Raw genomic sequence first — 18,329 nt, 5'->3', positions numbered from 1 at the left:
CAGTAAAATGTCATATCGCCTAAGCTCGTACTTCGTTTTCTATTCTATCATTGTACATAGTACTCTATGATGGTACAACCATCATGGAGTATATATTTTCAAACACCCTATTATTTTTTCTATCCATTTCACATAAACTTTATTTTTCATTCATCATTATATTTTTAATCGTGTAATTTACTTAAAAAATCAGTAAATGTATCTGCAATGTAAAATACATTCTCTCTTGCACGTTCTTCCACTTGTTCTTCTGTTAATCCTTCTTCTCGCATCAACATTTCTTTTTCACCAGCATTTTCATGTTCCCAAAATACCACAACAGGGTTATTTTTGTCATTTTTATAGTCAAAACATATTAAATTTCCCGCTGGATCAAAAGCAAAAGGAACTAATTCTGCCGGTAGTGTATCCTTGTAATCATCAAATACTTCTATAATATTTTCGTCATCATCCATATCGTAACTTAATAACGTTCCAAAAACCTTTCTTTTCCCTTCAACTTCAAACACCTCTGGACTAACATGCGCTCCATTATTTTTCATCACACATTCTATATAATCTAAAGGAAAATTAATGTTCAATTCCTGTTCAACATTCTTTACATCTTCTCGTATAATAGGTTCATCTGGTGATCTCCATTGTACCTTACTCATCTGATTCTATCCCCCCATAATGCATTTCCACCTAAATGGTTAACTTTATGCGTTTTAGACACTACTAACTGCATTTTACCAGGTACTTGATGATGATGCCAAGTCAATCCTTTTATTCTAGCTTCCTCATTATAAATATCCCGGAGCTGTTTCTCTGTAAAGATTTCTTTTGGTATATCTCCCTTCTCTATTGCTTCTTTTAAAGCCTTTGTACAGAACTTAAACTGTCTATCATCAGATGCTATAAACATCCCTTTATCCAACCTTGTTTGAAATTTAACAGCATCTCCTTTAAAAATAGGAAATCCTAGTACATCGTAGTCTACACCTTTCACATGTGTACCTCCCGCTAATGATTTATTTAAAATATTATTTTTAGGTGAGGCATTCAAATATTCATCAACATAACCTACCACTTCTTTAAACTCTTCAACACTATCATACCCAAATTCTTTGATAGTAGTATCATCTACTTGTTTTAAGAAATCTTCAACACTATTATATCCCTTAGGAACAATTGATCTATTAATCAAATTTCCGTCTTTATCGTAATTATTTTTAATTACTTCGTCAATTTCAGATCTATGAACAGTATTACTCGTACCCTATGTTGTAATCTTAAACTCTCACAATAAAAAAGAAAACCATGTAAAACCTTATTAAACTACTTCTTTTTCTTCCACTACCGGCAATTCATAAGCTGTTTTATATTTCATCATGCCATAAACAATGTTTACAAGCCTTCTCATAATACATACCAATGCTTGTCCCTTTGTTTTTCCTTCTTTTAGTTTCTTCTGATAGTACGCATGAAACACTGGATTTCGTGGCATCTTACTTCTTTTCGCTACTTGCACTTGCTGTACAGCTAAATTATAAAATAAAGCGTGTAACGCCCTGTTTCCTTGTTTGCTTTTATGTGTCTTACCTTTTCCGCCAGAACCAAAGTAAACCGGCGCAATCCCCGCAAATCGTGCTAATTTATTGGCATTTGGAAATCGTCTTACATCCCCAATTTCTGCAATTAATGCTGATGCCGTCACAAGTTCTATTCCCGGCATCGTCTCTAATTGATAATCTAGTAGTTTTACTAGCTGTTTTAATTCTCTTTCGATGTATTTCATTTCCTTCTTTTTAAACTCAATGTCCCTTACAATACTTCTTACTAAAAAATCTCGCGTTTCCTGATACTCTTTCATTGTTTGTCCATCTTCTTTTACAAGTTTTAATATGTCGCTTGCTTTCTTTACTGAACATGTATTGTTGCTAACATCTAATAAAAAAGCTGTTAATTGCTTTATATTCGTCCCCTCTAAACAAGAGGATGACGGATATTGCTGCCAAAACGCTAATGCTGTTTTCCCATCTAACTCTGAGAAAAACTTTTTATAGCTTGGATAATGATGATTTAATTGAATATGTAGTTGATTCTTTAACGCACTTTGTGCTTTTACTAATGCATTCCTTCTTGATACTAGTTGTTGTATCGACCAAAATAAATCGTTTGGCTTTGCATCTGGCAATTGATTAAATTTGTTTACCAGTATGCGTGCTACACATTCTGCATCCCAACTATCATTTTTTTGTATCATCACTTGGCTTTTTCGTTCTAAAAATGATAAAGCTGGATTTACTTCTTTCACAACTCGTTCATGGTCTACTAAATATTTCGCTAATGCTCTTCCATAACCACCAACATCTTCTAAACCAAATACAACAGTTATCCCATCACACACATATGTCTCTACTTCTAATAAGAACTTCGAAAATGCAGATGGTTTATTCTCAAATTGTATTTCTCCTAGTTTCTCTTGCCAACAATTAATAATAACAGCCGTATGATGCTCCTTATGTAAATCTACTCCTACATACAAATAGTTCTGTCTATTATGCATAACTCATCCCTCTATTCAATGATTTAGTCATATATAAAAATGTCGGCAACCTTAGTTCGAGCGTTCATCTTCCGATGCGCATAGGTACGCAAGCCTATCCATTTTCATAATTTCATAAGTACTTATAGTAAAATGAGCGATTTTTTTAAGTACGACTGTTATATAATTGCTGGATGTTTCCCATTTGTTTGTATTTGTCCGTATGTGTACACCCCTCGATAAAAGCTCTCACGGTCTAACATACGTTTCACTTGCACTTTCGTAAACAGCTTCTTTTTCCCTGTACGATAGCCCTCTAAATTAAGCCGTTCTGCCAATTGAGTCAGTGACCAATGCCTAAAAAAGTGTCGCAATTCAAATAGTCTACGTACAACTACTGCTTTCTCAGCATCCACTTCTAACACTTTTTGTCCTTTTGTTGCCTTGTAGCCAAACAGTACACCACCACCTGCATATCCACCTTGTTCCGCTTTCTTCTTTCTGCCCCTACTTAGCTTTAATGCAATCTCGAGACGTTGATATTGGTCTAGTAGCTCTAACATGCCATTTACTAAAAATTCATTTGGGTCATGTGCATATATACTGTAGTTTGGTTGTTCAATTGCTTTCACATCAACCACATGTTTCTTTAGTTCTCGTTGTATTAACACTTTTGCCATATCAGAGCGCCATAACCGAGATGTATTTAGTACAATAACTTTGCTCACTTGATGATATGCAATATCCGACAATAGCTCTTGTAGACCTTCACGTTCAACTGTTAATCCATCTTCATCTACTGTCGCTCCGCTGATTCCTTTATCTTCGTATATGTGAAGCAGTTGTAATTCATTCTCGTTACAGTACCGCTGAATTTCTTCTACTTGATACGTCAAGCTGTACCCTTCACGTACTTGTCCTTCTGTTGAAACTCGTACATAACCAACAACTTTCTCCTCCATATCAAACTCCCTCTCGTTACAGCAATTAAAGTCCCTGTAACGTTTACCCGTTTTTTGCGGATAACTTGTTTGTAACATGCATCCGTTAAAACGTACTTTACGATGACTTCAAAACATAACACAACCCTTTATTTTTTCTTCTACTATCGTCGTATACTGTACATAGCCATTACAATCTATAAAATTTAACAATTAATGCACTTATAAAATTATAATCCTCTTTTAAACTTTCACGTTAAAACACAAAAAAGCACTCGTTGCCTTTAGTCGACAATCAAGTGCTTTAAGTAGCATTAATTTTGTAAGTTTTATTGTAACAGTATGACACCTTTTATATGTCGTGACAACTACTACGTTAAAACTTACGAGTTTGTACGAGTTCGTTAGTTTAATATACATTCCATGTGTTTATCATCATCGCCCAGTAAAATGTCATCTCACCTAAGCTCGTACCTCGTTTTCTATTCTATCATTGCACATAACACTCTATGATGGTACAACCATCATGAAGTATGTACTTTTTAACAGCCTATTTTAAATTGCAACGTCTTGATAACCTACTTCAGTTACTTTTTCATTTAACAAACGAATCCCTAGCCCATTTTCTGTATCCCATGTACAATTAAATGTAATTCCAATATCCCGACCGTCAAAAATACCTGCATAGGGAACAACAATCCCATCTAAACTTATCATTTCTAATATTTCATTAGTTGTTTCAACTAATGGATAGTTTTCATTTACTTCAATATCATAACCTAGTTCCTGACGCTCTTGTTTGTAATAGTCTAATATTGATTGCAAAAAGCTTTGTTGTAATTGTTCCCAATTTTGCATAAGTGAAGTATATGCTACATATTGTTCTTCATCAAACTTACCATCCTCATCACCTTTTACTATTAGTGCTATCTCGACTTCATTTCCCAAAAAGTTAATGCTAGTATCCTTAGACCACACAAAATCATATTCAAGCTCACCAAAAACCGCATCATTTATTTTCATCTTACTTCTCCTTTTTATTTTTTAGCAAATCCTCCTGGCTCAAACGCCCCTGCGTTTATCTCACCTACTCCACCAAGATGCCCAAATCTTTTATTTATCTCTGTCGGTACAAGTTGCATTATTTTCACATCATTTACTTCATGCCATGTTAATTGATTTTTTGTTCGATATTTGTCTATGTCTTTCGCGGTAATCCCACCAGGTTCCATTCCAAATTGGCGAGCTAGTTCAACTGAGTCATTTAGCTTATCTGCTAACTTTTGGTCTGCTTGAGCAAAATTGTATGTCCTAGCCTTTGTACCATAATTTCCTTTTCCTCCAAGCATATAGTCAATTTCAATTTGAGCCTTTGATACTGGCGAAAAATCAGGAACTCCGTTTTTATATTGAATACCTTTAATGCCAGCTTCATCTAATATACGTTTCAATTTAGGGTCTGGTGGTGGTTTAAGCGTACTTAAAGATTCTCCTCTGATTCCTTCAAATTCAACCTTCGAATTAATTGGTGAAGGTGTCTGATTATACCTTGCTTCATAAGAACTAGCAAAATCAGTTTGTCTAAAAGCAGGTGGAACTTCAGCCTCTCTATTACCCGTACCCTTAGCAAGTTGATAAGCGTCATCCTTAGCTGCCGTACTTGCCTTTGAAAACTTTCCAGCTACTTCTCCAACAGTTGAAGATTCTATATAAGGAAGCTTCACTCCTATTCCAGTATCCACCATCCTAACCGCTACTGGAATGTTTGTATTTTTCATCACATCTAGTGCATTCTTTAAAGTCTTATTTTCCTTAAGCGATTGTACCACATTTTTACCCAAATTTGGATTAAAACCAGGCATTCCTTCTTTGAATTTTAATAATTTTGCTAAATCAGCTAATTCACTCGTGCCTTTGAATGCTTTTACTCCTTTTCCTACTGCTCCAACAACTGGGATTGCATCTAATCCGCCAAAAATGATGTTTCCTACCCGCTCTTCTTGGCTTAATTTCCTATGTGTTCCCCAGTCTTCTCCGTCGATACCACTTTTGATTTGTACAGCGCCGTATACAACTGCGGCAGCGGCCCCGAGTGGTGGGCAAAGGATTGTTGCGAGGATAATTCCCCCGCCTATTGCTAGGTCACGTATTGTTTCTAGTTTTTTCTGTTCATCTTCTATCGATTTGTATTCAAATCCTCGTGTGGATGGGACTACTTTCTTGTATTCTTCATAATTTAGCTTTGCATCTGGATTTTGTTTTTTTAGTTCTTTGTATTCTGCTCTAAGTACGTTATCAAATGCAGGTGAATCTTTAAAAATATCTTCTACTGTTATTTTATCTTTTTTTGTTTGTATTGTTTGTGGTACACTTCCGTACCCTGCGTGCGCATCTGGTAATACTGTCGTTGTTGTAGAGCCAATTCGGTTATTTGTTTCGAAACTGAGAATAGATGTATCTCTCATTTTTTGAGCGAATTTATCCATTTCTACTAAAAAAGGTTTATCTATATGTTCAGAGACTACTCGCCCTGCTTCTCCGCAATATTTTTGTAATGTCGAATAGCTATCAAGTAATTCTCCGATTTTTTGCGATTGATTTTTTGGGTTAAAATGTATACTGCCATCTGAGTCTAAATCTCGTATTCTTCCATCAATTCTTTTTAATAATTCATTTGCGTCCCGTAATTTCATGAGAGCATCTTTTGTAATTCGATTCATACCATCTCCCATGTCTTGCCATGGTTCAGGTCTATATTTCACATCCATTTCGTTTTCATCCCCCAGCCGTATGGTGATTTCTACAACTTACTTAATCTTTCACGTAATTGTTCGTCCTTTTCAAGCATTTCTACACATACATTTCCTACAACTTTCGCCGATCTAGAATAGTGTTCAGCCAATTCAAGTGTTTTATGTAATATATCAGGATATTTTTCAATTACTCTCATCGCTTCACCTTTTTGATAAAAATCACAGCTTAGTAAACTCTCAATATTCGTTCCAATGACGTCTACATGGATTGTATATATGTTTTCTAACTTCATTACTATATCAAGTAGTTCTTGAAAATTAACTAATACTTCTTCTCCACCACTAGAACCGCCATCTCCCATTGATACTTGCATTATTCAATACCTCCTAACGAGAATTGTCTCGGGTCAATTAATTTTTTATACGGCATTTTTAACACGTCATACAATTTCTTATTAACCGCATAGAGGCTCACCCAGTCATATCGATTACGATCTACATCTATTTGAACGAAATCTTCTCCTTCAGTGAAATATAAGAAACATTCCCATTTTCCTCCTCTATTACTCCGAGGCCTCGTATACGTTTCCATCGCTATAACGTCTTTATTTGATAAATCTTTTTCCTCAAATGTTTGTTGTTCTGTTTCTGTCATTCTCTTTGAGAAAAATGTATCTTCTATTTCCCTCGGTTCTCTCAACAAGAAAGGGATGCGTGTTAATAATGAAAAATATACGTCTGGCTTTGGTATGTAGTCGATCTCGTATTTTTTATTTGACTCTACTTCTGTTAATACAGCCACTCGATCTTTATCATGTTTCAAAAAACCAATTAATACATTATTAATTCTCGTGTATTCATGACAATTTTCATATTCCTTTAATAGCTCAATAATTTGAAAAGCTGCAGGGGTAATTCCATTTTCACTTGTAAGTAAGCCTTTTTCTTTTAAACTCGTAGTCGCTTTCGTGACACATTCTTCATCAAGTAAAATAATTACGTCACGGTTTGGCAATCCAAATATATCCGTAACCCCAGCTGCACCTGCGAGAACATATAATTCAGCAGGTGCAAAATTCATTTCTTTCCCCATTTTTTTATCCCTCATTTCACCATCACAATTGTTTTATCGTCCTTACTTCCGGTCTATCTCCGTACGTTTGAATACTTTTATCTAACTCTTTCAAAGCTTTCGTATGTCCTTCAAATGCCTCTACCATTTCTGAGTTATATTGAATGATTAAATCTAGATAACTTAAAAAGGCATCTCTCGTTTTTCCATTCCAGTTCGCACATGTAACGTATGCTTTTAAGTTTTTCGCTTGATTTAAAGAATCCTTCATACCATTTTCAATATTTTGCGCGTAAGAAATGGCACTTGCAGTGTTACTTCCTATAATTTCAACCTCTTTACCACTCATGTTGATTCCCCCATTCTTTGTATGCTTAATGGATAAGTTTTTCAATTTCCTTTTTCTTTTCTTCAAAAGCCTTGGTCGCTGCAGCGTATGCTGACGCTTTCTCCGCTTCTGCTTTCGCTTTATATTCCAAATACTTTGCATAAGCTGTACCTATCGCAGATCCAACATCGCTTAATGTACTCTTAAAATAGGATAATACTGTATTTAATTCTTCATCCTTTTCATGACGTTTTTGTTCAAATTCAACTGCCGGAATTTTATTAGCCTCTAAGCCATTACTTTTACTCTCATAATCTCTCTTCGCTGATTCAGCATCTTGAATGAATCGTTTTAACTCTCTTTCTTGATCTTTTAAATAATCATGTAATTTATCATACTGATCTCGTTTCCTCGCGCTTTCTGTAAAACCCGATGCATTTAAAAAAGCATTGTACAATTCATCTAACATCTTTCTCCCCCTTTATTACAATAACTATGTAGTTAAATTCGTATATTTAAACATGAATATTCATTACATTAAGAATTAACAAATATTTTTTTTTGCATATTGCTATTTTATCAAAGGGGTTTTAACATTTCCATATTTTATAAAGTGAAACTTTAATCAGTGGGGGTTTTGTTCATCCTCCGCTGATTATTAGCCTTCACCAATCGGGCGTTTATGGGCAGTTTAATCTCCCACCTAACTCCTTTGCTCCAGCTGAATTTCGAGGTGAGAGTTTTACTGCCCTCAAATAGCGGGATAAAAAGCTTTCGCATTTTTCTTCAATAAATGAAACTTTAATCACTGGGATTAATATGACTATGTATTTATGTGCAGAAATAATGAAAAACACTGCCAAGGGCAGTGTTTGGGTTACCTCCACATGTCTATCAAGCTAAGAAAAGCGAACATCCAAAACAAAAAAGATGGCGAGGTTAATATTGTAGCATCTGGAAAGCAGGCAGTCTCTAAAGCCTAGTTAAGCAGATGTAAGCAAGTATTATATGTTACGAATGAAAAAGGATCTGATATGAATATCAGATCCTTTTTCACTGCTTCTTTTATAAATTTAAGTTCTTGATACATACATCGTTTCACACGAGGTTGCTATTTACTAGTACACGATAACCGGTTCATACGTGCTTAAATTATCATACACAGTTTTTACAATACTAGGAGGAATGTTAACACATCCTCCAGATCCGCCTTTTCCCGTAGCAGTGCATAATTTATTTCCTTTGAGGAAGGGAAAAATGTCCACTGGCTTTTTAATAGAATCAAATTGTATTTTTACTTGCCAGGCTTAATTTTTTCGCAATACTCTTCTAAAGTTAACCCATTTTCTTTTAGATAAATAGCAACTTCTTTTCCAACATAACGATAGTGCCATGGCTCATACTTTATGCCAGTAATATTCTCTTTATCTTTTGGATAGCGGAGAGTAAACCCATACTCTGCAGCATTCTTATCTAACCATTTGAATGCATCGGTAGTATCAAATTTTGCATTTAAATCTTCCACCGTATTCTGCCATTCAACTGAAATAATGTCTAACGCTAATCCAGTGTGATGTTCACTTGCACCAGGATACTGAAGATATTCCAATGCCTTAGCACTAGCCTCTTTATCCGACAAACCTTGAGATTTATAGCTTTTAACTGAAGCATCATAATAAGTTTGTTGTAATTTTATAGCTCGATAACCTGATCTTAAATAAAGATTGATTCCCTCTTTTTTTGCAGCTGTTACCATATCCTGATAGGAAGTTGCAATTCTGCTATCGATTTTCATATTTGGCTTAGCATTTTGAGTGATACTTGTTAATTCAATCCCTAGTTCCTTTGATAACATATGTTCTCTATTTACAAGAATAATTCTCCAATCATTAAGATCAGAGATAGGTAAAACATCTTTTTTATTCGCATTTATCTCATTTTTATTTTTATCGTTATTATTAGTAGTTTCCTGAGATGTTTGTTTTCCACTACAAGCAGCAAGGCTCCATCCCAATGTCAATACCAATGCTAAAATTATAAATTTTTTAATTGTATCTCATTCCCTTTTTGTTTATTAGTCTTTATACCAATTTCCCAACACATCTCTAGGAATATCCTTGAAATCCTTCAAAGAAACGGGACCTACAAATTTTTTAATCCCATGATTTTTAGAATTTTCATCCGAATAATCTTTTAAAAATTGAATTTTAAATTGTTTCTTACCATCAGCATAGTCGGTTACTGTCGGTACGAGTGCCGCTTGTCGTATACCAAAAGTTTTATCTTCATACTTAACAAATTGTATATAAGATAATCCTCCAACCAATGTTTCTAATTTTTCTTGAGCAGAAATAAGATTTCCAAGAGAATAATAGATTAGCGTTTGATGTCCATCTTTATTTTGTTTCCACTCAATTGGTTGAATTACATGTGGATGATTTCCAATTACTACATCTACACCTAAATCTGTTAAATATTGAGCAACTTCTTTTTGTTGTTTTGAAGGTGTAGAGGTATATTCAACTCCCCAATGCACCATAACAATCACCATATCAGAACTACTCTTTGCCTTTTCCACATCATTTTGTATCGCTTTTTTATCAATTAAATTTAATGCCCAAGACTTATCAGCTGGAATTTTAATTCCATTCGTACCATATGTATAATTAAGTAATGCAAAACGAATCCCATTTTTTGTAATCGTTTTTATTTCATTGCGCTCGTTTTGACTCTCATTAATGCCTACCGGGATAACATCCGGATATTTCTTCCAGTATTCTCTTGTATTCACAACACCTTTAATACCCATATCCATAGCGTGATTTGTCGCTTGAGTCACTATATTGAATCCAGTATCCACTAAAGATTGACCTACTTCTTCAGGTGTATTGAAAGTAGGATATCCCTGTACTTTTAAATTATTTCCTGCAATCGGGGTCTCCTGGTTCACTATAGCAAGATCACTTGATTTAACAGCTTTTTTGATATTTTCATAAATATAGTTATAATCATATGAACCGTCTTTTTGTTTGCCATCTTTAATTACTGCGTCATGGTATAAATTATCACCCGTTGCTATTAAATTCACAGCCGATTTTACTTTTTTATCTTCAATAAAATTAGGAGATTGTTGAATAGGACTTTTATCTACCCAATTTGGTGCTTTTAATGATTTATCTATATTTGATTGAGCCGGTGGTAATGAAGCTTTAGATGTCTTAACATCTGTATTACCACAAGCGGTTAAAAGCACTAAAAAAATAAGACATAATAAAAAAATTCTTTTACTTCTCTGTAAATTATGTAACATGTGATCCTCTTTTCTGTTTTATTACTTATAACCAGTTCTAACAAATAACTTTTTAAAACAGCGTATTTTGGTTTTACACTTAATTATGGAAAAACACTCTGTTACATCTGCTTCGGAATATGCGGATAATCGTTTTCTACTTTCTAACAATCTATCGATTCCATCAGAATTGATAGATTGCTAGAAAAACATTATCCACCAGGATGTCGACTAGATTTTAATCAGCATCCTCCAGATATTGAATTTGATATACCTGTTCCAATTGTAGTAGCTGGTTAATCTAAACAAGAGAGGAGAATAGTTCATATAGCCTCCTCTCTTGTTTTACGTTTGTGAGTGGCTCCAAAAAGAGGGAATCGTTGCCGTACCCCCTTTAGATATTGCGAAATCTTTGTAACTAATTTCTTTAAGTTGAGTGACAATCATTATACTGATAACAACAAGTAAGACCCAAGAACTTATTTTATCAATATACGAAAAAAGTAGCAATATTTTCTGCGATCCATATAAAGAAGCCAATTAGGAGAAATGAAAAAGGAAGTGGCATTTTATATGTGTTGTTTCGCACTGTGAATTGTACATAAGTTTTAGCAAAAACAATAAATAAAGGCTCTGTTGCAAAGTTTTCTACATGAAGCTACACTCTAGAAAACAGGATCTAGGAGAATTGGGCATGCCTTTTCGTTCTTCCCAGAAAATATATTTCCCTTCACTGATCAATTGAAAAAAAACAAGCCATCCAATTCATAGAGGATGAATTGGATGGCCTGTTCTGTATCAAAAAGAAAATCTGTTATTTGATTATTTCAATTTCCCCTCAAAAACAATTTTCCTACCACACGGTTCAACTTCTATTTTCCCGTCTTTCTTCACTTCATGAAAGATTGGCTCTTCCATGCGACGAGACGGTGCGTATCCTTCTTGTTCCATACGTGCTAAGCAGTCTGTAATCGTTTCGTTTTCAAGTACTTCGAATTTTTTCTTATTAGGTTGTTTTGTCATGCCCTAACCTACTTTCTATTTTTCTTGATGCAAATTGATTTTTCATGTGAATAATATATACCAGTGCGAGAATACCCAATATAATCATAACCGCAATAAAAAAGCTTGTATACTGTATTTTTTCTATAAATACGCCTCCTAATACAGGGCCCATAATACTTCCTATACTAAAGGCGATTCCGGATAATATATTACCTGCTGGTAGTAAGTGTCTCGGTAATAAATCTGTCATGAATCCAAGACCTAATGAGAAGCACGAGCCAATGACCATACCAGCTAAAAGCATACAGGCAAATACGATCCAGTAATATTGATCAAATACTGCTGCAAGCAAGAAAATGCCAGTACTTACGCTGAACGTCCACGTTAAAATACGATCTCTTCCATATTTATCACTTAATATACCGAGCGGGATTTGTGTAATAATGCCTCCAACTGCGAATGCTGGTAATAAGAAGGAAACTTCCGATACAGACCATCCTTTGCGAAGTGCGTATACTGGTAAATTACTATTTAACATCGCTTCAAGTACGCCGTATGCGAGCGGACCAATTAGCGCAATCCAAGCTAATCCAACGACTTGTTTATAACGAGAAAAGGATGATTCACTTTCAGTTTTCGCCTCATCTTGTGCTGGAAATGCATTTTTCGTTGGTAGTAGTAAAAGCCAGCCTATTAAGCAAAGTATAGTGGATACGATAAATGGTGTTGCAAGACCGTACTGGACAGTGCTTGCTAAATACGGGCCAACTGCGAAACCAATTCCGAAGAATACACCGTATATCGATACTTGTCTACCTATTTTACTAGGATCTGACGTTGTCGTAATCCACGTTTGCGTTCCGACATGGAGCATATGATCTCCAACACCAACTAGGAACCTAAGAATAAACCATACCCAGAATGAAAATGTTTGTGTAAAAAAGAATAATGAAATAATAACGAGAAACCCACCAATTACGATAATTGGTTTCATTCCAAACTTTTGCATCGGTTTTTCAAGAAACGGTGAAATAAATAATATCCCGATGTATAATGCCGTCGCATGAATACCGTTAATACTTGAACTAACCCCTTCTTGTTCAAAAATCATTGCAATGGTCGGTAAGAGCATACCTTGTGATAAACCTGAGATTGCCACAATCCCAACCATAATCCAAAAAGTAAAACGCATCGACATCCTATTCCCTCTCTTTCTCACGCTTTCCAACTTTCATTATAAACTGTTTCTTTACATGCGTGTACGAATATTGGCCATAAAAAAAGAAGCTAAAAGAATGAACCTTTTAGCTTCTTATCCTTCCCAAACTTGTGCTTTCACATGGTAATGAAAATGTTTAAAATATGGATTTTCATAAAATGAAGGCCCATATAAGTATTGATGTGCATGAGCTATTGGTGGCTGCACTTGCAAAGGAACTACAGCTGGTGAAACTTGCATATACATCGGATCAATAATAATTTTTACATATTGGTGATCATTATACGGCGAATGATATATTAAAAATGGATTATGCATTGACTCTCTCCCCTTATACATACAAATGCTATAGTATATGCAAGTTTTATATTTCGGGAATTATTTATTGTCTAACCAATCCTCTACATGCTGTATAAACACATCTAAACAATCAATAAACGGTGAATGCCCGCAATCTTCTAACACCTTCAATTCCGCATTTGGCAAATGTTTCGCTAATTCCTCGCCAACTACTTGTGGTACGACATAATCGCGGTCACCTTGTATGACGAGTGTTGGGGCTTGAATACGGTGAATATGTCCATTCCCTCGTACAACACCATTATGTTCATCTGAAATATTAAATGTAACTAATGAATAGTTCACATCAACGAAATTGCGCTGCGTTAACATATCATCTAAATACTTTTCATAACGATCCGGCTCAGGTTGATTATGTGTATATATTAATAGATTCCATACTGTACGGTAATATACTTTATTCATATTTTTTATTGCATCTAGTACGGGGGCAATTTGCACTGGGTCTAGCGCAATTTCTTCTTTCGTTTTTAATAAACTCGATACGATTGGTTGCCCGTTAATATCTTTTTTAAATATCGGGTATCCTTTCATCCCTACCGATTCTACTAATATTAGCTTTTCTACAAAAGTTGGATGGCTCGCTGTAAACTCCATCGCAACACCGCCGCCCATTGACCATCCCATTAATGAAAATTTCTTCAAATTTAATTTATCTATAAAAAGTTTCACATCTTCTGTAAAGTCTTGCAAAGAATCTATCGGATTATTATACGTTGATTGTCCAAATCCTCTTAAATCAATTGCGTAAATATGATATTGATTTTGTAGTTTCTCAATAACTAAATCAAAGTGTTGTGACGATGTCATATTTCCATGAATGAGTACGAGTATTTCTTCATTTTGCCTTCCAACTTCTTGATATGCAATTGTTTCTCCGTTCGATAGTGAAACATACTCCATTGTTGCAGGCTTAATCATCACAAGTTCCCCCATTCTTTTAATAGAAAGAAAATTCTTTACCTAATTAAAGAATACCATACAGAATATACGTTCTCAATATAAAATCCCCACAAAATTTTTACATAAAACTACATGTCTATTACTAGACAATTATTATCAAAAAGTATATAGTTAGCTAGGTAACTAATTTGAAAGGATCAAAATATATGGACGAAAAACAACATTTTTTCCACCTTGTCAGTCAAACTTCTCGTAAGTTTACAAAGAAATTTAATGAACGTGTATCTCCAACAGGATTATTTAGTGCGCAATGGGCTGTTATTTTCCGCATTAATCAAACTGGATCTTGTACCCAAACAGAATTATGTCAGTATTTAAATGTTGAATCACCAACGATGACTCGTACGTTAACACGTATGGAAACGATGGGCTGGATTATTCGTACTGAAGGAAAAGATCGCCGTGAAAAGTTGATTTCATTATCTGATACTGCACTAAAAATGATTCCAGTATGGCAAGAAGAAGTTGATTCCTTTGAAGAAAAGACGCTAGAAGGTATTAAAGAAGAAGACTTACATGAAGCTTTTCAATTGTTACAACAAATTATCAAAAATTTAGATCATTAATATGGAGGGATGACGATGCAAAGTGAAAAACTTTGGACGAAGGATTTCCTCGGAACTTGTTTTAGTAGTCTGTTTCTCTTTTTAACGTTTTACATGCTTATGACTACTCTGCCTGTCTATGTTATAGACAGCCTAAAAGGAAAACCTGAGGAAATTGGTTTAGTTGCAACTGTTTTTCTTATTTCATCTGTTTTATGTAGACCATTCACAGGAAAATGGCTCGATGATTTAGGGAGAAAGAAAATATTATTTATTTCACTTTCACTATTTTTAGCCGCTACTGTTATGTATTTCGGTACGCAAAGTTTATTTTTATTACTTGCCCTTCGCTTCTTACATGGTATTGGATTCGGAATGGCAACAACAGCAACTGGAACAATTGTAACTGATGTAGCACCAGCTCATAGACGCGGTGAAGCACTTGCTTATTACGGCGTATTTATGAGTCTACCGATGGTAATTGGTCCTTTTTTAGGTTTAACAATTATTTCTCATTTTTCATTTACTGTACTATTTATCGTTTGTTCAGTATTTTCATTACTCGCATTTTTATTAGGATTACTAGTCAATATTCCGCATGAAGCACCAGTAAACAAACAAAAACGAGAAAAAATGAAATGGAAAGACTTAATCGAACCATCTTCTATTCCGATCGCTCTGACAGGATTTGTTTTAGCCTTTTCTTACAGTGGCATTTTATCCTTTATTCCTATTTATGCGAAAGAGCTCGGTTTAAGCGAAATTGCAAGTTACTTCTTTATTTTATACGCACTTGTTGTGGTCATTTCTCGTCCATTTACAGGAAAAATATTTGATCGTTTCGGTGAAAATGTACTTATTTATCCAGCTATCATTATTTTCACAATTGGGATGTTCATTTTAAGCCAAGCACAAACTTCATTTTGGTTCCTTGGCTCAGGTATGTTAATCGGTTTAGGATACGGAACATTAATTCCAAGTTTCCAAACGATTGCAATTTCTGCCGCTCCAAACCATCGACGTGGTTCTGCGACAGCTACTTACTTCTCGTTCTTTGATAGCGGCATTGGCTTTGGTTCTTTCATTTTAGGTATAGTCGCTGCCAAATCAAGTTATCATAATATGTATTTTATCGCAGCTATTATCGTTGCGTTCACCTTACTTCTTTATTATGGATTACACGGACGAAAACAAAAATTCAAGAAACAAAGTACAGACGGACAAATATCTGCTTAACGTTCATAAGGAAAGTAAACTTACCCGTTTACTTTCCTTATTTTGTATTTATTTTAAGACGAGCGTATACTTATAGTAGAAATTAAAGGAGTGACCTATATGAAATTAAAAAAATCCCCCCTACTCTTACTTATGCTAACAGTGCTATTTGTAATTACAGGGCTTGGTTTTACATACTTCAAACATAATAAAACGACCCCCTCGAAAAATAACGTGACGAAGGAAAACTGGTTAGACGATCCTTACTTACGCTGGTCGTATACACATATGAAAGAATTTACTTTAATTAATGAAGTAAAAAACAATCCTGACCAAGTTGCTCCCTTCCCTACCGCGTTACAAAACTTAGACGATTTTGCTGTGGAGCGTAGATTTGGAAATACAACTCCTCTAAAAAAACTTTTAGACGAAAACAAAACAGACGCGTTTGTCGTTGTACATAATGGTCAACTTGTTTATGAACGATATTTCAATGGATATAACGAGAGTACTCCTCATGGAATGGCATCATTAGCAAAGGTGTTTACTGGTGCAATCATACAATCTCTCGCTGAAGAAAATCTTATTGATGTTAAGAAAACAGCTGACACTTACATAAAGGAATTAAAGAACACACCGTTCGGAAAAGCTACACTTCAGCAATTAATGGACATGCAAGTTTCCGCTGAATACCCTACTCACGGATATATGCAGCTAGGACTAGAAAATCAAGATGCACAACTATATTTAGCTAGTAATATTTTGCCCCGAGGTAAAAATTACGAGGGGCCTATGAAAATTTATGATATGTTACTAGAAGCAGAAGAAACTGCACCGCCTGGTTCAGCTTTTTCTTACAATAACGGATCGGCTGAAACGCTCGCTTGGATTATTCGAACAATCACCGATAAATCATTAGCTGAAAACGTAAGCGAGCAAATTTGGTCTCAAATTGGTATGGAAGAAGACGCTTATTACGTTACAGATGAAACAAAAGTAGAACAAGCAAGCGCCGGTTTAAATGCAACTGCTAGAGATATGGCGAGATTCGGGCAATTACTTTTAAATAATGGTCAATATAACGGAAAACAAATCGTCCCTTCCTCTATTACAGAGAATGTAAAAAATGTAGAAGAAGGTGAACTCGCAATTGGCAACGGCGCTTCAATTTCTTATCATAATCAATGGTGGATTCCGCATAATGAACAAGGCGCTTTCGAAGTGTTAGGTAGTTACGGACAAACACTTTACATCGATCCGAAAGCAAACATGGTAATCGTCCACTTCTCTTCTAACGCAGCACCTAGTAATGAAATACATTCGACGTACTCAAATATGTATGTTGATATTGCACATCATTTGGAGAAGCTTCCACGGTAGTGGAGGCTTTTTTTATTTACCCAAATCCTATTCCAGTTAGTACTTGGTTAGTAGGAGTTGCCGAAAGAATTACTATTTAAGCCACGCCTAAACCCCATTTATATTGATAATATTTTAGTAATTTGAAAACACTAGTGCTTAGGAAAGGAGGGAATGTGAATGTCTGTGAAAAAGAAATTAACTGGATTGATCATTTCACTTGCGATGATTGTAGTTATGACTACTTTAGGTTCGCTCCGTGTATTTGCCGAATCCGACGTTGTGAGACAGCCTATTGAGGTTGAATTGAATGATGATTACTTTAATCCGAGTATCATCACTGTTCCGGTTGGGAAAACGACGACGTTGCTATTGAAAAACAAAGGAAATAGAGAACATACCTTTACGGTGAAAAAACTCGGAATTGACGCCGAAGTCCCGTCAGGAAAAGACATAACAATTACCGTAAAACCTGAAACTCCCGGTACATATGAACTAATATGTCGGTTCCACTACTTGAAAGGAATGGATGGGAAAGTAATAGTCAAATAACAAGCGGTACCGGCCCTTACTTTTTTATAAAGTGAAACTTAAATTCGCGGGGGTGTCCCTCCCCCGCAGATTATGAGCTCTCACTAATCAGTTTTTTACTGGTAGCATAAAATCGTTACATTTTCATAGCGTATGAAATTTGTGTTTTGATGGTGCTACCCCATCACCATCAAGCTAAAATTTTATAGTACCCCCAGAACG

The 18,329-nt window shown here is 35.1% G+C and carries 20 protein-coding genes and 1 pseudogene; 4 read left to right on the top strand and 17 right to left on the bottom strand.

Annotation, left to right across the window (positions count from 1 at the left end; translation table 11 throughout):
* Window positions 1-164: 164 nt before the first annotated feature.
* The 17 genes and pseudogenes from MKX77_RS08550 to phaZ form a co-directional block, all read right to left on the bottom strand.
* Window positions 165-653: an SMI1/KNR4 family protein gene (locus tag MKX77_RS08550; RefSeq protein ID WP_000049179.1), complete on the bottom strand. Its 489-nt coding sequence runs from the start codon at window positions 651-653 to the stop codon at window positions 165-167.
* Window positions 650-1,186: an HNH endonuclease gene (locus MKX77_RS08545; RefSeq protein WP_341306311.1), complete on the bottom strand. Its 537-nt coding sequence runs from the start codon at window positions 1,184-1,186 to the stop codon at window positions 650-652. The genes MKX77_RS08550 and MKX77_RS08545 overlap by 4 nt, the downstream gene beginning before the upstream one ends.
* A 126-nt stretch (window positions 1,187-1,312) precedes the next feature.
* On the bottom strand, window positions 1,313-2,548 hold the full coding sequence (locus MKX77_RS08540) for an IS110 family transposase (RefSeq protein ID WP_341306310.1): 1,236 nt from the start codon (window positions 2,546-2,548) through the stop codon (window positions 1,313-1,315).
* Between the two features lie 158 nt (window positions 2,549-2,706).
* Window positions 2,707-3,489, bottom strand: coding sequence for a recombinase family protein (locus MKX77_RS08535; protein WP_341306309.1), 783 nt, complete (start codon window positions 3,487-3,489; stop codon window positions 2,707-2,709).
* Between the two features lie 534 nt (window positions 3,490-4,023).
* Complete coding sequence (locus MKX77_RS08530; protein WP_002141600.1) at window positions 4,024-4,491, bottom strand: DUF2004 domain-containing protein; 468 nt, start codon at window positions 4,489-4,491, stop codon at window positions 4,024-4,026.
* 14 nt (window positions 4,492-4,505) lie between these two features.
* Window positions 4,506-6,236 carry an HNH endonuclease gene (locus MKX77_RS08525; RefSeq protein WP_341306308.1) on the bottom strand — a complete coding sequence of 577 codons (1,731 nt, stop codon included), beginning with the start codon at window positions 6,234-6,236 and terminating at the stop codon, window positions 4,506-4,508.
* Window positions 6,237-6,268: 32 nt separating this feature from the next.
* Window positions 6,269-6,595, bottom strand: coding sequence for a hypothetical protein (locus MKX77_RS08520; RefSeq protein WP_002013799.1), 327 nt, complete (start codon window positions 6,593-6,595; stop codon window positions 6,269-6,271).
* A complete protein-coding gene (locus MKX77_RS08515; protein ID WP_215553599.1) occupies window positions 6,595-7,314 on the bottom strand; it encodes a DUF5081 family protein in 720 nt (239 codons plus the stop codon). Before MKX77_RS08515 ends, MKX77_RS08520 begins: the two co-directional genes overlap by 1 nt.
* Before the next feature lie 22 nt (window positions 7,315-7,336).
* The gene (locus MKX77_RS08510; RefSeq protein ID WP_070170403.1) at window positions 7,337-7,642 is read right to left on the bottom strand and encodes a WXG100 family type VII secretion target; all 306 of its coding nucleotides are present in this window, start codon (window positions 7,640-7,642) and stop codon (window positions 7,337-7,339) included.
* Window positions 7,643-7,667: 25 nt separating this feature from the next.
* Window positions 7,668-8,090 (bottom strand): hypothetical protein, encoded by a 423-nt coding sequence (locus tag MKX77_RS08505; protein WP_215553600.1) that lies wholly within the window; start codon window positions 8,088-8,090, stop codon window positions 7,668-7,670.
* Between the two features lie 825 nt (window positions 8,091-8,915).
* Window positions 8,916-9,647, bottom strand: coding sequence for a M15 family metallopeptidase (locus tag MKX77_RS08500; RefSeq protein WP_341306307.1), 732 nt, complete (start codon window positions 9,645-9,647; stop codon window positions 8,916-8,918).
* A gap of 48 nt (window positions 9,648-9,695) precedes the next feature.
* Window positions 9,696-10,931: a CapA family protein gene (locus tag MKX77_RS08495; RefSeq protein WP_341306306.1), complete on the bottom strand. Its 1,236-nt coding sequence runs from the start codon at window positions 10,929-10,931 to the stop codon at window positions 9,696-9,698.
* A gap of 324 nt (window positions 10,932-11,255) precedes the next feature.
* A pseudogene (locus MKX77_RS08490) lies at window positions 11,256-11,538 on the bottom strand (DUF817 family protein); the annotation flags it as partial.
* Between the two features lie 194 nt (window positions 11,539-11,732).
* Entirely contained in the window at window positions 11,733-11,933 is a 201-nt protein-coding gene (locus MKX77_RS08485) for an NETI motif-containing protein (RefSeq protein ID WP_001989145.1), read from the bottom strand.
* Window positions 11,917-13,113 (bottom strand): MFS transporter, encoded by a 1,197-nt coding sequence (locus tag MKX77_RS08480; protein WP_341306305.1) that lies wholly within the window; start codon window positions 13,111-13,113, stop codon window positions 11,917-11,919. The genes MKX77_RS08485 and MKX77_RS08480 overlap by 17 nt, the downstream gene beginning before the upstream one ends.
* Window positions 13,114-13,227: 114 nt before the next feature.
* Window positions 13,228-13,452 (bottom strand): hypothetical protein, encoded by a 225-nt coding sequence (locus tag MKX77_RS08475; protein ID WP_341306304.1) that lies wholly within the window; start codon window positions 13,450-13,452, stop codon window positions 13,228-13,230.
* A gap of 60 nt (window positions 13,453-13,512) precedes the next feature.
* Window positions 13,513-14,415: an intracellular short-chain-length polyhydroxyalkanoate depolymerase gene (phaZ, locus tag MKX77_RS08470; RefSeq protein ID WP_341306303.1), complete on the bottom strand. Its 903-nt coding sequence runs from the start codon at window positions 14,413-14,415 to the stop codon at window positions 13,513-13,515.
* A 188-nt stretch (window positions 14,416-14,603) separates the two neighbouring features.
* Between phaZ and MKX77_RS08465 the strand changes: the two genes are divergently transcribed.
* The 4 genes from MKX77_RS08465 to MKX77_RS08450 all read left to right on the top strand — a co-directional run bounded on the left by MKX77_RS08465 (window position 14,604) and on the right by MKX77_RS08450 (window position 18,128).
* Window positions 14,604-15,023 (top strand): MarR family winged helix-turn-helix transcriptional regulator, encoded by a 420-nt coding sequence (locus MKX77_RS08465; protein ID WP_341306302.1) that lies wholly within the window; start codon window positions 14,604-14,606, stop codon window positions 15,021-15,023.
* 15 nt (window positions 15,024-15,038) lie between these two features.
* Window positions 15,039-16,238, top strand: a complete 1,200-nt coding sequence (locus MKX77_RS08460; RefSeq protein ID WP_341306301.1) for an MFS transporter — start codon at window positions 15,039-15,041, stop codon at window positions 16,236-16,238.
* A gap of 99 nt (window positions 16,239-16,337) precedes the next feature.
* Complete coding sequence (locus MKX77_RS08455) at window positions 16,338-17,597, top strand: serine hydrolase domain-containing protein (RefSeq protein WP_341306300.1); 1,260 nt, start codon at window positions 16,338-16,340, stop codon at window positions 17,595-17,597.
* 159 nt (window positions 17,598-17,756) lie between these two features.
* Window positions 17,757-18,128: a cupredoxin domain-containing protein gene (locus MKX77_RS08450; RefSeq protein ID WP_341306299.1), complete on the top strand. Its 372-nt coding sequence runs from the start codon at window positions 17,757-17,759 to the stop codon at window positions 18,126-18,128.
* Window positions 18,129-18,329: the final 201 nt, after the last annotated feature.

This window comes from Bacillus sp. FSL R9-9410 (assembly GCF_038050385.1).
GTDB lineage: Bacteria > Bacillota > Bacilli > Bacillales > Bacillaceae_G > Bacillus_A > Bacillus_A cereus_U.
Note: the sequence above shows the minus strand (reverse complement) of the source record. Positions and strands in the feature narration are given on the sequence as shown.